Origin of the sequence: Lactococcus cremoris subsp. cremoris NBRC 100676, from assembly GCF_001591705.1 — a bacterium.
Classification (GTDB): Bacteria; Bacillota; Bacilli; order Lactobacillales; family Streptococcaceae; genus Lactococcus; species Lactococcus cremoris.
Map to the genome: position 1 here is coordinate 12179 of NZ_BCVK01000032.1, position 17572 is coordinate 29750.

Annotated in this window: 17 protein-coding genes, 3 pseudogenes, 1 riboswitch and 1 other annotated feature; all 20 genes and pseudogenes read right to left on the reverse strand. The window is 35.3% G+C overall.

The features are described 5' to 3' along the window. Window positions 1–31 precede the first annotated feature (31 nt). The 20 genes and pseudogenes from thiE to LLA01S_RS07045 all read right to left on the reverse strand — a co-directional run bounded on the left by thiE (window position 32) and on the right by LLA01S_RS07045 (window position 17511). On the reverse strand, window positions 32–688 hold the full coding sequence (thiE, locus tag LLA01S_RS06960; protein WP_061778042.1) for a thiamine phosphate synthase: 657 nt from the start codon (window positions 686–688) through the stop codon (window positions 32–34). Next, complete coding sequence (gene thiD / locus LLA01S_RS06965) at window positions 681–1481, reverse strand: bifunctional hydroxymethylpyrimidine kinase/phosphomethylpyrimidine kinase (protein ID WP_011676188.1); 801 nt, start codon at window positions 1479–1481, stop codon at window positions 681–683. The genes thiE and thiD overlap by 8 nt, the downstream gene beginning before the upstream one ends. 12 nt (window positions 1482–1493) lie before the next feature. Beyond that, window positions 1494–2246, reverse strand: coding sequence for a hydroxyethylthiazole kinase (thiM, locus tag LLA01S_RS06970; protein ID WP_021212172.1), 753 nt, complete (start codon window positions 2244–2246; stop codon window positions 1494–1496). An 81-nt stretch (window positions 2247–2327) separates the two neighbouring features. Beyond that, a riboswitch (TPP riboswitch) is annotated at window positions 2328–2428 on the reverse strand. Between the two features lie 104 nt (window positions 2429–2532). Next, window positions 2533–3566: pseudogene (locus LLA01S_RS13570) on the reverse strand (glycosyltransferase family 2 protein); the annotation flags it as partial. A 20-nt stretch (window positions 3567–3586) separates the two neighbouring features. Further along, a pseudogene (locus LLA01S_RS06980) lies at window positions 3587–4476 on the reverse strand (IS982 family transposase). Window positions 4477–4532: 56 nt separating this feature from the next. Then, entirely contained in the window at window positions 4533–4733 is a 201-nt protein-coding gene (locus tag LLA01S_RS13200; protein WP_232035003.1) for a hypothetical protein, read from the reverse strand. Between the two features lie 3 nt (window positions 4734–4736). Beyond that, window positions 4737–5273: a non-hydrolyzing UDP-N-acetylglucosamine 2-epimerase gene (gene wecB, locus LLA01S_RS06985; protein ID WP_232035002.1), complete on the reverse strand. Its 537-nt coding sequence runs from the start codon at window positions 5271–5273 to the stop codon at window positions 4737–4739. 510 nt (window positions 5274–5783) lie between these two features. Beyond that, window positions 5784–6620, reverse strand: a complete 837-nt coding sequence (locus LLA01S_RS06990; RefSeq protein ID WP_061778044.1) for a DUF4811 domain-containing protein — start codon at window positions 6618–6620, stop codon at window positions 5784–5786. After that, window positions 6617–8163, reverse strand: a pseudogene (locus LLA01S_RS06995) (MDR family MFS transporter). Before LLA01S_RS06995 ends, LLA01S_RS06990 begins: the two are co-directional and overlap by 4 nt. Before the next feature lie 17 nt (window positions 8164–8180). Then, window positions 8181–8399 (reverse strand): winged helix DNA-binding protein, encoded by a 219-nt coding sequence (locus LLA01S_RS13205; RefSeq protein ID WP_232035000.1) that lies wholly within the window; start codon window positions 8397–8399, stop codon window positions 8181–8183. After that, a complete protein-coding gene (locus LLA01S_RS13210; protein WP_251909647.1) occupies window positions 8396–8554 on the reverse strand; it encodes a hypothetical protein in 159 nt (52 codons plus the stop codon). The genes LLA01S_RS13205 and LLA01S_RS13210 overlap by 4 nt, the downstream gene beginning before the upstream one ends. Window positions 8555–8977: 423 nt before the next feature. Next, window positions 8978–9343, reverse strand: coding sequence for a 50S ribosomal protein L7/L12 (gene rplL, locus LLA01S_RS07005; protein ID WP_011676194.1), 366 nt, complete (start codon window positions 9341–9343; stop codon window positions 8978–8980). Between the two features lie 69 nt (window positions 9344–9412). Continuing rightward, a complete protein-coding gene (rplJ, locus tag LLA01S_RS07010) occupies window positions 9413–9928 on the reverse strand; it encodes a 50S ribosomal protein L10 (RefSeq protein WP_011676195.1) in 516 nt (171 codons plus the stop codon). A gap of 25 nt (window positions 9929–9953) precedes the next feature. Then, window positions 9954–10079, reverse strand: a sequence feature (ribosomal protein L10 leader region). A 102-nt stretch (window positions 10080–10181) separates the two neighbouring features. Further along, on the reverse strand, window positions 10182–10607 hold the full coding sequence (locus LLA01S_RS07015) for a hypothetical protein (RefSeq protein WP_011676196.1): 426 nt from the start codon (window positions 10605–10607) through the stop codon (window positions 10182–10184). 247 nt (window positions 10608–10854) lie between these two features. Continuing rightward, window positions 10855–11043, reverse strand: a complete 189-nt coding sequence (locus LLA01S_RS07020) for a hypothetical protein (RefSeq protein ID WP_061778045.1) — start codon at window positions 11041–11043, stop codon at window positions 10855–10857. A gap of 13 nt (window positions 11044–11056) precedes the next feature. Beyond that, entirely contained in the window at window positions 11057–11815 is a 759-nt protein-coding gene (locus LLA01S_RS07025) for a helix-turn-helix domain-containing protein (protein ID WP_061778046.1), read from the reverse strand. Between the two features lie 118 nt (window positions 11816–11933). Further along, window positions 11934–13718: an ABC transporter ATP-binding protein gene (locus tag LLA01S_RS07030; RefSeq protein ID WP_032950124.1), complete on the reverse strand. Its 1785-nt coding sequence runs from the start codon at window positions 13716–13718 to the stop codon at window positions 11934–11936. Continuing rightward, the gene (locus LLA01S_RS07035; protein ID WP_032950127.1) at window positions 13702–15519 is read right to left on the reverse strand and encodes an ABC transporter ATP-binding protein; all 1818 of its coding nucleotides are present in this window, start codon (window positions 15517–15519) and stop codon (window positions 13702–13704) included. Before LLA01S_RS07035 ends, LLA01S_RS07030 begins: the two co-directional genes overlap by 17 nt. A gap of 137 nt (window positions 15520–15656) precedes the next feature. Beyond that, entirely contained in the window at window positions 15657–16907 is a 1251-nt protein-coding gene (locus LLA01S_RS07040) for a trypsin-like peptidase domain-containing protein (RefSeq protein ID WP_061778047.1), read from the reverse strand. 13 nt (window positions 16908–16920) lie between these two features. Beyond that, entirely contained in the window at window positions 16921–17511 is a 591-nt protein-coding gene (locus LLA01S_RS07045) for a hypothetical protein (protein ID WP_014572677.1), read from the reverse strand. Window positions 17512–17572 lie beyond the last annotated feature (61 nt).

Sequence of the window (17572 nt, forward strand, 5' to 3'; positions counted from 1 at the left end):
ACAATTTATTTTTAGTAATTTTAAGTGTACGTCATCCGTTTTTAGTGATTTTTTGTCTAATCATTTGAGCAACTTTTTTGGGATTTTCTGCTTCTGTCAGTAAAGAAATAACCGCAAGTCCGTCAAGTCCAATGGCTGACAATTCTGTCAGTGAATCTTGCGTGATTCCACCGATTCCTACAATTGGTAATTGATTTTCTAGAAGCATCAGTCTTAAGTCTTTAATGCCAATTGGCTTTGCCGCATCATTTTTACTGTTTGTTGGGTAAATTGGCCCAATTCCTAAATAATCAGCCCCACTGCTTTGTGCCGTTTTTAATTCGTCAGCCATAGTGACAGAAAGACCCAACCACATTTCCTGACCAACCTTCTCGCGAACTTTACTGACCGACTCATCTGTTTGTCCAATATGAATTCCATCAGCATTTAGTTCACGCGCCAACTCCACATCATCATTGACAATAAAAGAAACGCCTGCTTCTTCGGACACTTTTTGTAATTTTTGAGCAATTGACAGACGCTGCTTCTGCTCTTTATAAATGGTTCCCTTATCTCGAAATTGATAAACAGTGACACCACTTTTTATAATTAAAGCAATCTTTTGCGTTGCTCCATCTAGTGAACATTCTGAAAAATTTTGTGGTCCAGCAATAAAATAAACACTTAAATCTAAAGTTTTATTAGTCATTAATATTCACCCAATGATTCAATGGCCCATGACCATGCCCAACCATAATCGTTTTAGAAATTGCCTCACTAATAAAAGCTTTCGCATTAGGCATGATTTCTCTCAGACTTTCTCCTATAGCTAAATGAGCAGTAATATAGGAAGAAAGTGTATCTCCAGTTCCATGTGTTCTTTCTGTCAGTAATCTTTTAGAGTCATAAGTACTGACAGAACCATCCGTCAGTAATAAATAATCTCTGACAAGTTCTCCTTGGCCATGTCCACCCTTAATAAGAACATTTTTTGCTCCTAATTTTTGAATATCATGAAGCGCGCTTAAAAGCGAATTTTCGTCAGTAATTTGATAGCCGGTCATGACCTCTGCTTCCTCCAAATTAGGAGTAACTAACTCTGCTAAGGGAAGTAACTCATCTTTTATCAAGTCAATCGCTTCCTTTGTTAAAAGAATAGCCCCACCTTTAGCCACCATTACTGGGTCAACCACCAAATGTTTTGGTTTGTATTTTTTTAATCCTTGAATCACCCCTTCAACTTGAGCAGTATCAAAAAGTGCTCCTGTTTTGGCTGCCGAAATTTCCAAATCAGAAAATACCGAGTCAAATTGAGCTAAAATAAAATCTTTATTTGTCGGTAAAATTTCTTGTACGCCATAAGTATTTTGTGCCGTTAAGCCTGTTACGATCGTTGCTGAATAAACTTTTTGATTATGAAAAGTTTTCATGTCCGCATTAATTCCGGCACCACCAGAAGAATCAATTCCAGCAATTGTCACAACCTGTGGAATAGTAATCATTATAATACTCCTTTATTTTATTTCTTGTGTCGCTTGATAAAGTGTGTCAAGAAGACTATTGACAAAATTACCTGGTAAATTTTGCACTTGTTTGGTCGCTATCATTCCAGCTTCCCCGAAAAATTTTGTCGCTTCATAAGCAGCTGTAAACAAATCATCGGAAACAGCTGCAAAGGTGCCAACCACTGCTGTCAGCATGTCCCCACAACCAACATTAATTTTAAAGAGTGGGCTGTCAGTGTCAACATACATCTCTTCATGACCGTTAGAAATAATATCCACTTTACCTGTTTCTATAATCACTGCCCCTGTTTTTTTAGCCGCAAGTCGCGCGTGTTCATTATCTATATTTGACTCAAGTGCATCAATGCCTTTATTTAAACTTTTTTTATCAGCAAACCAAGCAATTTCAGCCGAATTTCCGCGAATAATATTAAACTTTACTTCTTGACTCAACCTTTTAACTATGGATGCTCTGAAAGGAACATTGACCGCAACTGGGTCCAAAATTAATGGTTTTGCTTTTTGATTTGCCAAGCGACAAGCTTCTAAAAAGAGAGGATAAGTCGATTCTGATATTGTGCCAATATTGACTACCACAGCATCTGAAATTTCAACTAATGACTCGAGCTCAGCAATTTCTGACGTCATTAAAGGTGAGGCACCAATAAAACTGATAACGTCCGCGACTCGTTGAGGAGTTACAAAATTCGCCAAGTTCAAAATAAGCGGTTGTGTTCTTTGAATCTTACCTAAAATAGACATAAAAAAACTCCTTTATTTACACAAGGAGGGCTCAAGCATGACAAGAAAGTGAGAATTACAATTTTCTCAAAAGAAAATATAATAAAAACTCGGACACATTCTTACGCAGGTCTTAACCTGTTCAAGTTTGATGGTCTTTCTCAACCGATAATTTAAAATTATCAGTACCCATTGTGTATTAGATTTATTTTTGAAACTACAACCAGTTTAGCATATTTATAGCAAAAAAAACTGATTTAATAAATTTAAGAAGAAAAAAACCCACCGAAACGGTAGGTTTTTTAAATTATTTTTTGTCTTCATTCAAATTTTTATCAATACTTTCCTCTTGACGATTTGTTTTCACCCAGTCATTTTTAGAGTTGAAAAATCGAATCGCTGACTGCGGATAGATTTGAGTCAAAATCAATAAGAATTTAGTTAAATTAGCCGTATCTTTCAGGACATCCCAATCCTTCATTTTTTCATTGTTTTTCCCTCTATTATAAAGCAGAGCCCAAACAAAGTTGACAATGATAATATAAATAGACATCACAATAAAAAGGATAACAACAATTTTAAGTGATTGAGTAATTCCCGTTAAAATCGCAGAATTGATAATCATAATCATAGTATAAATTACAATGATATACTCAATTCCCATTAACCAAGGTTTAAATAAAGTCATCAGTATCTCAAATTTTTGTTTCCAAACCAGATTTTTCGAACGAATCGTTGGTAAAATATATTTTGATGATTGAATATTACCCTGAGCCCAACGGACTCGTTGCTTGACCAAAGCTTCATTATCATTGATAATTCCAGTTTGTTCAATATAAATATCATCATATTGTGCATTTTTCACTTCAATATCTGAAAGAAAAAGACGTGTTGATAAATAAAATCCTCCACAAGTGAATCTGTCCACGGTTCTTCATTTAAAGCTTGAAGAGTGCTCAATTTACAAAACTGCCCGTTCCCACCAAAAGCAACTGTATTAGTCAAAGTCCGAAACATTTGAGTGGCATTAATAATCTCGGAAAATTCAAGGTCTTGCGACGAATCCTTTAATAAATTGGCGACACGAACTTTTGGTTGAAGACCAGTGAGCTTATCATCATAATTAAAAGCACGATTGACTTTTTCAAAATAATTAGTTTCAAGTTTTGTATCAGCATCAATAATTGCTATCAATACTTCCTCAGGAGCAATTCCTTTCGCTTGAATCTGTTCACTAATTTGATAATAGGCCCAATTAAGCGCGGTTCCTTTTCCTTTTTGCGCATTTGGTTTAATTCTCCTTAAAACATTTAAATGAGAATCATTAATTTCTGATATCTTTTACCCGAATTGCTAGTTGATTATTTAGCCATGACTTGATACCCGATAGAATATCTTAAAGTCTCTGGTTCCAGTGATTTAGCTGATTTAACAGTAAAGAATACGCTAAAAGTATCATCTCTAATTTCAATTGAAAACCCTGAGGCGAACGACTTTTACAACGCTCAGCTCCTAGATTTGTCAAAAAAGAGAAAACTCGCTCAATCACTTTTCTACGTTTTGAAAAATTAGGGAAAAGGATTTTCTTTTGCTTCATGTTCTTCCTGACAGGTGTCATTAGATCAATTCCTTTTAATTCCAGCCTATCATGCAGTGACTGACCTAAATATCCCATATCTCCAAGGACTGTTGGTGTCCCAAATTGACTCAACACTTCCTCGGTCATTGAACTATCAGCCATTGAAGCAGGAGTAATTGTGTAGTCTATGATATAGCCTGATTCACTGACTAAAGCATGACATTTACATCCATAGAAGTACTGTCCCTTTGTAGCATTGTAGCCAACATTTGCATAATCTCCAAGACCTTTGCTTCTGAAATTACGAATAGGCTGACACAAAGGAATGGGGAAGCTGTCAATAATGGATACACTCATTCCTTCAACCTCTTTAAAGACGAGTGCTTGGCGAATGACTTGGATAATCGGTAAGAGCGCATTACAACGGCGGACAAAGCGAGAATATTCTAGGAAATTAGGAAATAAACTTTGAGCAAGTTGGTGCTTAGCTTTAAGCGTTTCACTAAAATGCAGTACGCCCCAGAGGTAACAAGCGATAACTAAGCAACCTGATGTTGCGAGATGGACGTTCTTTCGGTTTTGAACCTCAAGGGGAACCCTCGTTTGATAAAGCGTCTCAATGGTTGTCAGTAAATAAACAAAAACTTTTCGAAGTGTGCTATTATAAGTCATATAAGTCGTGCGCTTTCTAATGCTTAGTGGTTTAAGATTAGGATAGCACGACTTATTTATTTTCCAATGAAATTAACTAGCAATTCGGGTATTGGATAAATAATTTTATGAGTTTCTTTGAACTCATCAGCGATTTCGGCAATTCCATCAAAAATTTCTTCTAAATCATTCAAATTTTCTCGACGATGTGCCGTGACCAAAATCATCTTTTTATCCGCTTGCCAAGTCAAGGCTTCATTTTCATAATTATCTTTCAAAGTCTATTGAAACATATCAATGGCACTATTTCCAACAACAAACACTTGTTTTCTGTTTTTTCCCTCTTTTAAGAGGTTGTCTCTTGTCATCTCAGTTGGGGTAAAATGATAATCTGCCAGTAATCCAACAATCTGCCGATTCATTTCTTCTGGAAATGGTGAAAACTTATTATAGGTTCTTAATCCAGCCTCAATATGCGCAAGCTTTATTTGATTAAAATAGGCGACCAAAGCTCCAGCCAATGTAGCAGCTGTATCTCCATGAACGAGAATAACATCTGGTTTTTCCTGTTTGACAATCGGTTCAAGACCGCTAAGTGTTCCTGATACGATTTCTGATAAACCAGAATAAGAATCCATAATCTTCAAGTCATAATCAACTTCAACTGAAAATTCATCAAGAAGTTCATTTAACATCTCCTTGTGTTGACCCGTATTAACCAAAACAATTGGATTTCCTTGCTTTTTGGCCTCTTGAATTACCGGATAAACTTTGATAAATTCTGGTCTTGTCCCAAAAATAAAGAGTAATTTTTTCATCTTCACCTCATTCTTATATTTTAAATAATAATTGTGTTTGCTATAAACAACTCCTTTAATAAATCAAAAACTTATTTACACATCTGCTATAGACTACATTTATTATGATTTTTAAAAATAAATACCAAATTTAGGTATTATAAAAGCATGGTACAACAGGATACCACACAATTATAAAACGTAATCTTTTACGGACATTTCTTAATTTCATTCTAGCATAAGACCAGCTACTTAGTCAGAGTATTTGAATGCAATTTTTGGTTAAAAACAACAACTTTTTTTATGAATTTCCCCTCAAATAAATTACCTATCTTGTCCATATAAAAGCTACAAAAAAATAAGATATTTTTGACTTTGAATGCATGCATGCTTGATTAAACAAATCCATTCTCAACTAATCAAAAAAAGCGAACCGAAGTTCACTTTTTGGTATCTAATTTCAACTCATTTTCAGGAGTGACCTTTATAGAGCAAACAGATTTTTTTACTAAAACCTTATCTTTAATAAGTTTAATCCTTGATTCCAAGTAACGTTTTCATTTGTGAAACCATGAGTTTTGCATAAGCATCTGGATTAGAAGTTTTCAGCGCTGCCATTTGAGCTTGCTTTTCTTCTGCTACCGTTTCGATTGCTTGTTTTTCTTGTGGCGTTTTTGCCGCTGCAATTTCAGCTTCTAATTGCGCTTTTTGTTTTGCTTCAAACTCAGGAGCTAATTTTTGCAATTTCTGTGCTTGTTCTGGTGTGAGGATAAGCCATGTTTCTTTTGGTACTTTTGCAGTAATCTCTTTTTTGATTAACTCGCCAGATTCCCCATCAATGCCAAACAAGAATTTCGCAAAATTGTTATCCCATTGATAAGTTGTCGTTTTAGTGACTAATTTTGAATTTTTAGCATTCGGCACCAACTGATAATTGGCTTTCTTTTTTGATGATTCTACAACATTTTTTGACATTTCATCAGAAATCCAAGTTTTCATCATACTTGTTGCAGCTTTGTCTAATGTATTCATCATTTTGACGTTTCCAATAAAATTGACGGTTGTTTTACTGTCATTCGCTTGTGCTTTATACATTAAGATATAGTTTCCAGAATTAGTTCCAAAAGCTTGTGTCAGTAACATTCCAAAAGGTTGAGTGCTCCCAGCGGCAGAATAAATCGTCGTTTGCGTCGTTTTAGTCACTTCTTTCATCCCCCAGTGATTATTATCATGATAAATCAAACCAAACATGGACAAAAGTAAAAGAAGAGTTGCAATACTTCCAAGGATATTTCCTGTGGAACCTTTGATGTAGAAGAAACCCACAATCATCAAAATAACAACTAATATAATAATGAAAAGTATCATGAATTTTGACCTCCATCTTCTATCACTTCTTGTTTATTAGCTTCTCGTACAGGAGCTGGTGCGACCTTTTCTTCATGCAAAAAGAGTGCTACGAAGATCCCTAATACAGCAAAGCCAAATGCGATTCCAAATGAAACATGAAATCCATTGAGTGAAGCTTGAATCATCTTATCCGCATATTGAAGCGGATTCGTCGTTGACAGATGGTGTGTGGGTTTCGTACTATTGATGACATTAGTTGTAACTGAAGCCAATATCGCAACAACAACAGAGGACGCGATCATCCGTACCGTATTGTTTGAAGCAGAACCCTGTGCTGATTTTTCAACTGGCAAAGCATTCATACCTGAAGTGATTAAAGGCATCATGATTAAACCAATCGCAACAAAACGCACCCAATAAGTAATGGTAATAAAAGCCTCTGGTGTTGTTGCCGTCAAGAAGAGATAAGGCAAAGTTCCGATGGCTAAGAGAATAAAACCAATAAAACTTAGTTTCTTCGCACCAAATTTATCATAAATCCCCCCAGCGATAGGCGACATTAATGCCATCATGACCGAACCAGGTAAAAGTAATAATCCAGATTGTAAAGCTGTTAATCCGTGAACATTTTGGATGTAAGTTGGTAGCATCATCTCAACGCCCATCATTGCCATTGTATTAATCGCTGCTGCGATTGTAGTAACCGTAAATTGTTTGATTTTAAAGACGGACAAATCAAGGAAAGGATCCGCCATATGAAGTTGACGACGAATAAAGAAAGCAATAATGACCAATCCAATAATAATTGGAGCAATAACGCTCTGAGCGTCTCCCCAGCCATCATTTCCGACATTAGTAAAACCGTATAAAAATAATCCAAATCCAAGTAGCGATTCTAGTAATGAAATAAAATCAAGTTTCATATTTCGGTTAGGCAGGACATCCGCCATTAAAAATGGGGTCAAAACGGTCACAATAATCAGTAAAACAAAGGGAGCAAGAAAAAGTGTGCGCCAATCACCCAATTGTAAAATTCCTAAAAACTTTGTATTTCCAGATAAAATCCAGCCCCCATAAGTAGGACCAATCGCAGGAGCAAGTCCAATAACAAGTCCGCCCATTCCCATTGGAACTCCGATTTTTTCAGGTGGAAAGATATTTGTGATGACGGTCATCATCAATGGTAATGAAATTCCAGCGCCCATCGCCATCACTACACGACCTAAAAGGAAAATATTGTAGTTGGAAGTGGGTGCAATCATAGCAATCAACGTTCCAGCAGCTGTAAAGCCGTAGGCAATCATGAATAACCAACGAGTCGGAATTTTGGTCGTCAGATAAGCTGATACTGGAACCATAATTCCATTAGCAAGCAGGTACCATGTCGTTGCCCTTGCGCTGTGGATAGGCTGATGTTAAATTTGTCCATCAAGGTTGGGTAAGCTGTAGACAAAAACGTTTGTCCTAACATTCCAGCAAAGGTCCCAATCAAAATCATTGCAAACATGACATTTCTAAAATAATGATTGCCATGAATATCTTTTGAATAGTCTTTTCCCATTAGTTCAGGCACTTTTGTTACTCCTTTTCTTGTTCTAAGATTGACATGCTCGTTTGTATAAAGAGCGCCCAAGCTTCAATGAAGTGTTGAGTCCTCTCTTCTCCCATCGCTTCAAAAACATTTGAGATGCGAGTAATGGTACGCGTACGTCGTTCTTTTGTTTCTTTTCGTCCTTTATCCGTCAGAAAAACTAATATTTTTCTACGATCCTCTCTTGAAATTTCTCTTGAAATCATTCCTTTCGTGCGGTGCTGGCTCCAATATATCTCGCAATGTCACTCGGGACAATTAAAGTGCCAGCATTTTTATAAAGATAAACCAAAACCAGAGGCTCACCTTGAGCATTCTCATTGAGTTTCAGCAAAACTTTTTTTTCGTTTTTTTGCTTCATACATGAGAAAAAGTCTTCTGCTACTTTTGTATAATCTATACGTTTCCTTTCTGAAAAAAATCTTTTTTTGCTAACTATACTTCATTGCTAACGATATTAACATTTATAGGATATTCTTTTATTTGAAGATTGTCAATTATTTTATTTGATTTACTTATATTTTATTTGTGTGTAATTTATAAATTATTTATAACGCCGATTGTTGTTTTTTATGGAATATCATAACGGTTCCCACTCTAAGAACGTTTCATCAACATATTACACAAACTGAATAGAATAAATTAAGAAGCAAATCTTACAAAAATAACCCCCAGTATTTCATAATACTGAGGGTTATTTTATAAAGAATCAATTTTATTTTATTAAAAAAAACAAAAAAACCGCCAAATAACTTTGGCAGTTTTTTCAAATTGATAACAATTCTTATTTAAGAGTGATTGAAGCACCAGCTGCTTCAAGTTTTTCTTTGATTTCGTTAGCTTCTGATTCAGAAAGACCTTCTTTAACAACTGTTGGTGCACCATCAACGAGTTCTTTAGCTTCTTTAAGTCCAAGACCAGTGATTCCACGTACTTCTTTGATAACTGCAACTTTTTTGTCGCCAGCTGCTGTCAATTCAACGTCGAATGAATCTTTAGCTGCTGCTGCTTCACCAGCACCTGCTGCTGCTGCAACTGGAGCTGCTGCTGTTACGTCAAATTTTTCTTCGATTGCTTTTACAAGTTCAGAAAGTTCAAGGATTGTTGCGTTTTCAAGTTCAGCAACGATGTTTTCAATGTTCAATGCCATTTTAATATTCTCCTATTAATTTTTTAGTTTGTTGCGTAAATCCGCCGATATAAGTGATGTTGCTTATAATTAAGCAGCTGATTCTTCTTTTTCTGCAACAGCTTTGACTGCAAGAGCCACGTTGCGGATAGGTGCTTGAAGCACTGAAAGAAGCATAGAAAGAAGTCCATCGCGGCTTGGAAGAGACGCAATAGCTTGGATTTCTTCTTTAGAAGAAACTTTACCTTCGATGACACCAGCTTTGATTTCAAGATTTTCAGCATCTTTTGCGAAATCAGCCAAAACTTTTGCAGGTGCTACAACATCTTCGTTAGAAAATGCTACTGCTGATGGGCCAGAGAAAGCTTCTGATAAACCTTCAAGACCAGCTTTTTCAGCTGCACGACGCAAGATTGAGTTTTTAACCACTTTAAATTCAACGCCTGCTTCACGAAGTTGTTTACGAAGTTGAGTATCTTCATCAACTGATAAACCACGTGAATCTGCAACAACGATAGATGCTGCTTCAGTCATTTTTTGTGCGTAAACATCAACCAATTCTGCTTTCTTAGCAATTGTTGCTTCATTTACTTTGTAATCGCTCATTTTTTTACCTCCATTTTATTTTGGTTGTAGAAACAAAAAATCTCTACACACAAAAGACATAGAGAGTTCAATTATCATTTTGATATTTGTCCTCGGTAGGAAGTTTATGACTTTCGTCCCCTACTGTCTTCGGTCAGTTCTTTTAGAACCGTAAATAAGTATATCAAAGTTTTTTTAGAAATGCAAGGATAAACTTACTTTGAAATCTATTTATCTTTTATTAATCTATATCTACTGAAAAATATCTTCTATTTTATTGCTTTCCTTTTGAGATTCTAGTATAAGCAAGACCGAAACAAAAAATAGAAAAGAATAAAGTCATCATGTCCAGCAGTAACCAAGGAACTGCCTGTGTAATCCAATTTCCAACTATCAACAAGATAAATGGATAAAAGATACTAGAAATAAATAGAATTTTCGCCCATTTATTAACTTTTGGAGTGTCTAAATTTGCGATTACAATAATACTAAGGGGCGTACAAAGCCATAGTAAAATAAGATCAATTAATAAAAACATTGGACAGTATAAAATGATAAAAGCTAACGATATCAACAGCCTTCCCCAAAAATGAGTCTCTGGTATATTTGGCAAATTAAATGTAACTATCAATAGGAAGAAAATAGCAAATAACCATTGCCCTAATAATCCTAGAAGAATAGTATTCTTACTCTTTATCATGAAATTATATCCTTAAAATGTTTTCTTCCTAAATCACATAATTTAATATTCCTAACGGATTTATTTTTAAAATATCTCAGTATAGTTCAATGAATATTTTGCATTAAAAAACTATACCAAGTTATTTATAAAATCCACTATTATCTTTCATAAAAGCCTTAAAAAAGATTATACCACTTTAATATTTATTTCAAAAGAAAAAGCCGAACCATTTCGACTTTTATTTTATTTTATTTTTTATCTCAGTTCATGCAATAATCTTCTGATTTTTTGAACCGTAAAAAAATTTCACGTTAATGATCTTTTTTTCCTTTTTTTCTTTCACTTTGTCGTCATTTTCTATCAATTTTTGTGAAAGCAATAGGACAAGTTCATAAACAACTGCAAAGATTAATCCAATCCCCAGTATTGGCATAATTTCTCTTATCCAATTCATTTTAAACCCTCATTTAATCTATTATTTGTGATTCTTCAATCTCTTCAAAATTATCAACCACTGGCCCAATAATGCGGAAATTATCTTCCTTTCCTAGATAAAAGTCCTTGTATTGTGGGTCTGGATTGAGTGAATGAATTCGGAAATTTCCGTCTTCTTCTTCAAATACTTGCTTAATATATAAGCGTTCTTCTCCCAAATCTCCTTCAGCAATGGCATAGACATCTCCACTCCGTCCAAAACCTGTGTGTAAGAATGTTGCAATAGAAAAATTTGGAAAATCTGGTTCCATGGATTCACCTTTAACTCTGGCAGCGCCATCATATCGTCCAAGATTTTCTGTTGTATATGCTCTATAATGTCCGCCTGTGTTATTGGCTGTTTGACCAAAACCTGCTGAAAGTGCTTCGTCTTCAACAACAGCATACTGTAATGAAGAACGTCTATAAGTTTTCAAATCAATGAGATCTGCTTTATTCTGTTCTATAAGAAAATCAGTGAAATTAATGACAGATTCCTGTTGTTCTCCTGTCAGCGAACGATAATTATCAATTAATTGTTTTTCTGCACCATTATCAGGATTTTTGATTAATTCTTGAATGGGTAAATCATATATATCTGCTAGCTTTTCTAATAATTCTAAAGTTGGGTTAGTTGCCTTTTGCTCCCAAAGGACGTAAGCATTTTGTTTCATTCCTAGTTTATCTGCTAATTGACTTTGCGTAAGTTTAGCTTCTTTTCTGAGTTTTTTTAAATTCTGACCAAAATTCATAACTCCTCCTTTTCCATCATTTTATCAAACTTTCTTATATTATATCTCTTATTTCATTTTTTGTCAATCTTTTTATCAGATAATCTGATAAAAATAAAAACAACTGATAACAGTGGTTTCAAAGTTCTTTTTGTAATGTTTGAATTCGATACATGTCAGCATAGTATCCATTAAGCTCTAAGAGTTCATCATGATTTCCTCGTTCAATAATTTCTCCCTTATTTAAGACTAAAATCTGGTCAGCGTCTTTGATTGTTGACAGGCGGTGAGCAATCGCCATTGTCGTTCGATTTTGACGCATATTTGTCAACCCGTCTTGGATAAGGGCTTCTGTTTCAGTATCAATATTAGCCGTTGCTTCATCTAATAAGAGTATCTTTGGATTTCGGACGATTGTCCGAGCAAAGTTAATTAACTGACGCTCGCCAGCTGAAAAAGCAGCCCCACCTTCAATGACTTTTGTTTCATAACCATTTTCTAAATCCTTGATGAAATGGTCAGCTTGAACAAATCTCGCAGCTTCTTTCGCAGCTTCGTCAGTAATTTGAGAATTCATCATTTTAATATTGTCAGTCACAGAGGCCACAAACATAAAGGAATCCTGTAAAACTAAACCAATTTTATGGCGAAGTTCTTCTTTAGTAAAGGTCCGAATATCTTGGTCATCAATCAAAACTTGGCCCTCTGTAAATTCATAAAAACGCATAAAGACATTGATAATACTTGATTTACCAGAACCAGTGTGTCCGACAAAAGCAAGCGTCTCTCCAGGATTTACAATGAAAGAAATATTTTTCAAAACTTGATGTTCTCCGTCATAAGAAAAACTGACATTTCGAAATTCAATTTTTCCTTGTTCAATCAGTGGAGCTTTGCTGACAGAACTTTCGCTTCCTTGTTTTGGGGCAAATTCCTGTTCTTCCATAATTGTTTTAATACGACTAGAAGCCACTAAACCATTTGAAAAGTTTGACAAAGAATCCATTAGTCCTGAAATAGGATTAAAGTAAATTTGAACATTACTGATAAAGGCGTAAATTAATCCTGCTTCAACCACTGCATGTAAACTCCGATTAGAATACATCAGTAAGACTACTACAATAGAAATTGCCATCAAGAAGTTTACCAGAGGACTCAGCAAAATACCATTAATTTGAATGACTTTTTTTCTATAACCATAGTATTCATCATTTGTTTTTTCAAATTCATTTCCCAAACGACTTTCTTGACGAAACTGTTGAATGATCCTCATACCAGAAATGTATTCATTTAATTTCGTGTTTAACTCTGAACGTTTAGCAAGCATGGCTTGGTAAACTTTTGTACTCACTTTTTGATAAATGATAACTGCCAAAATCAATAATGGCAAAATCAACAACATTACCAGAGCAATTTTGTGGTCAATAACAAACAAAGCAACAAATGCAATGACAATCGAAAGAACACTTGTCAATGCATTAAATAAAGTCTGCCAGAAATCAAATAAATCAGTATCATTTGTAATTCTGGTTATCAGCCAGCCTGTTGGCTTCTGATCAAAATATCTCATACCTAGCTGATGAATTTTTCCATAAACTTTCTTACGGATGTATTGATTGACAAAAATTGAACCATTCTGAAGATAATTCCATTTGAAAAAGAAAGCAATTGAATTAATTATTGCTAGAAGCAGATAAAGTCCTGCAAAATAGAAAATAATCTGGTCAGTTGCTTTCATTGGAGTCAAATAAGAATCCATAAAAACTGATAAAACAAAAGGCATCAGTGAAGCCAGAGCTGTTGTAATCACACTAAAAACAAAAGCCCAAATAAAATACCTTTTGAATGGAAGTAAGAATTTAAAAATATATTTAAAAACTTGCCAACTTTCTCTGACAGACATTTTGTCAGTAGATTTCTCCATTTTCTCCCCCTTTCAAAGTTCCTGACGAGTCTGTCAGTAAATTTTCATCTTTATCAGTGGCTGTTAAATGACTTTCAATTTGTTGCATTTGCCACATTTGAGCATACCAGCCCCCTGTTTTCACCAAATCTTCATGCAGACCACGCTCAATAATTTTTCCTTCGTCTAAAACGAGAATTTCATTGGCTTCCATTACTGATGACAATCTGTGGCTGACAACCAGTGTTGAACTCTCATGACGCAGAGCCTTCAAGTTTGACAAAATCAACTGTTCGGTCTTGGCGTCAACCGCTGATAATGCATCATCTAAAATCAATAATTTAGGCTGAATAAGCAGTGCCCTCGCAATAGATAATCTTTGTTTTTGTCCACCAGAAAGCGAAACCCCACGCTCCCCGACCAAAGTGTCATATCCTTCAGGAAAAGTAATAATGTCTTCATGAATTCCAGCTGTTTTGGCTGCAATTTCAACTTCTTCTTGACTCGCTGACATCTTGGCAAAGCGAATATTGTCTCTGACAGACATCGAAAATAGAAAATGTTCTTGTGGAACATAACCAATTGCTGGCAAATACTCATCTAACTGATAATTCATTATATCCTGATCAGCAAAAGTAATTTGTCCTTTGTAATGGTCAAACTCTCGCATTAAAAGTTTAATGATTGTTGATTTACCTGCACCAGTCCGCCCAACCAAACCTAAAACTTGACCTTCTTTTAAATTAAATTGAACTTTCTCCAGATTTCGTCCTTCATTTTCATTCGGGTAAGTAAAACTTTCAATATCAAAAGATAAATCACCTTCTTTGGGCATTTTTAAAGTCCCCTCAGAAATCTTAGATTCTGCTTTTTGAGCTAATAATTTATCTACTCGACTATAGGAAGCTCGTCCACGTTCAATAACATTAAAGAGGACACCAATTGCAAACATCGGCCAAACTAAATTTCCGATATAAGTCACAAAAGCAACCAGCTGACCAAGGGTTAAGACATGATGAACAACATAATATCCCCCTAAAAGAATTGTCAAAGTGTAAGATAATCCGACAATCAGAGTAATTAGAGGGTCATACATTGAATCAATCCAATTGACCCGAACAAAGGCTTTATCAATATTATCCAATTTATCTTGAAAATCAGCCATATCTTGTTCTTCTTCGCCAAAAGATTTGATTGCTTTCATTCCTGTGATTGATTCTTGAACTTTATCATTCATTTCCGAAAATGTTTCTTGAGCGTGTTCAAAACTCACATGAATTTTGTCTCCCAAAATTTTAGATACTAACGCTAACAAAGGTAAAGGGAGGACAGCAATAATCGTCAAACGCCAGTCGATAAATAAAAGCATGGCGATGATTGTCATCCCACCCGTCATTAAGGAATCCGCCCAAGTCAAAACCCCAAGTCCAGCAACACTCTGTATCGCTTGCAAGTCATTCGTCGCATGGGCCATCAAATCGCCCGTTCGATTTCTTTGATAAAAAAGGGTGTCCATCCGCAAGAAATGTCTAAAAAGACGACTACGGATAATTTTTTCTAGTTTAAAAGCTTCACCCCAAATATTTGTTGACCAAAGAAAGCGAAAGCCATATTCAACAAAAGCCGTCAACAGTAAAATTCCAGAAAAGCTTAGAATTAAAGATAAAGTCAAGTTTCGCTTAACAATATGGTCAATAATTTTTCCAATAATTAAAGGTGGAATCAAGTGTGTCAAAGAGACAATAAAAAGGGCCAATAGACCAACGCCATAACCTTTTCTCTCTGCCTTAAAAAACCACCACAAATCTTTAAAAATTTTCATACAGTTTATTCCAATTTATTATATAATATTCTAAATATTAGTATACCATAAAGAGAGCGATTAAAACAGCTTATTTGGTTGGCTTTTTTGGGAAATAAAAAGGGTTATGTAGGCACAAAATCCTTTATAATTAATATCTAAAGTCCATACCAACTAATTTGCTCATATCTCCAACCAATCTTCACAAGTGAATCTCGTTCTGCGCAACTTGATGTATAAAAATGACTGATTTGTTTACCTTTGGCATTAGGATTAAAAAGCCGATAAATTGGCGTGTGTTTTGCTGTGTCCGAATAAAAAGCGATTTGTTCAAAACGCCAACCTGCTTTGACTAGTGGATCACGCTCAAAGGAAGACGTCTTATAAAAATGTTCCCCTGAATTAGGGTTATAAAGTCGGTAAACTGCATTACCTGTCGCTGGTTGTTGCGAATTGACACCCTCATAATTCCAGCTTGTTTTTGATAAAGTCGTCGTTTCATACAAACTTTTTGTATAGAGATGTTCGCCATTGTTTGGGTTATAAACACGATATAATGCTGTTGATTTTAGTGCTGGTACATTATTTTGAATCCAATTAATGTTGCTTGCGGTGAGTTGAACACCGTAGTTGGGATATTGCGAAGCGAGGGATGAGGGGACATAGTGAGTAGGGTTAGTATTATTAGGATAGTTCGCGTCAGCAACATTAATCCCTACAATATTATTACTTGTATTGAAGATAGGGCTACCACTTTGTCCGGGGAACTCACTGATATTAGAGTAGTTAAACAAGGGATTGCTAATTTGAGAAACATTACCAGACATTCCCCACATTTGACCCGCATGGTCTCCTGGAAAACCGACCAAAGAGATAGTCTGATTAGTTGAAAGAGTCGATGTCATTCCCATCCAACCTGTAGATAACCCTATATTTTTTGAAAGATTAAGAATTCCTAAATCATCTGCATTATTGCTTGGATATCCATTAGTAATCAATGAATCTTTTGCCAACCAATCTGGGTTTGCAACTTTTCCCGTTACTGTAGCAGCTGTATTAGAATTGTATGTCCCGTTTGCGTTGGCTTGATAAACCGTTGCAGATTTAATATAACCACCATTGGGTCTATTGTAAATTACATGACCCGCTGTTAATACTGTATTAGGAGCAATAATTACTCCACTGCTATAATAGACTGTTCCATTTCCACCAACTGTTACAATATATACAATTGTATTGTAAGGAAATTGATTAGCACTTGTTATCATTTTTCGTCCATCTGGCTGATAAACATTGCTAGCGGAAATACCACCTGCAGGTATAAATGGTTGGCTATCTGCTAGAACATTTGGAGAAAATAAAAGTAACGCTGAGGTAAGTAGATAGAATTTAATTGTTTTATTCATCATAAAGGTTTCCTTTCTAAGCTGGACTAAGTGGACCAGATTGTGGTGGTACTGGTGAACTAAAGCAAAATGCAACCCCTTCATCATTCCAACCTATTTTTGTTAAAAATGCTGTTTCTTCAATACTTTTAGTATAAAAATGTTGACCGCTATTTGGGTTATAGAGTCTATTGATAATTTCCCCATGTGGATAGCCATAATGAGAGGCATCATAGAAGACAATCCCCTCATTGACCCAACCATAATTTTTAAGCTGATTTACTTCATTCGTATTTATGGTGTAAAGATGTTCCCCACTATTTTTACTGTACAAACGATAAACAGGAATTTTATCATAACTTTGACCGTTCATCGTGTAGTATGAAGTTCCAAGAATTCCCTCATAGCCCCATCCAAGACTGACAAGATTATTTTTCTCGGTAAGCTCCATTGTATAGACATGCTCGCCCGAATTAGGATTGTAAAGGCGATAAACTGGTCCATTGAAGTTTGCCGTAACAGCTTTTGCTGGTGTCGCCTCTTTAAACGATAAACCTATGCCGAGCAAGAGCGCTCCAAATAAGAGTCCGTTTTTGAAAAGTTTTTTATGAGTTCTGTATGTGTTCATAACAAACACCTCCTTATTGTTTATAATATTAATTTTTATTCTCTCTTCACTAATTAAAGTG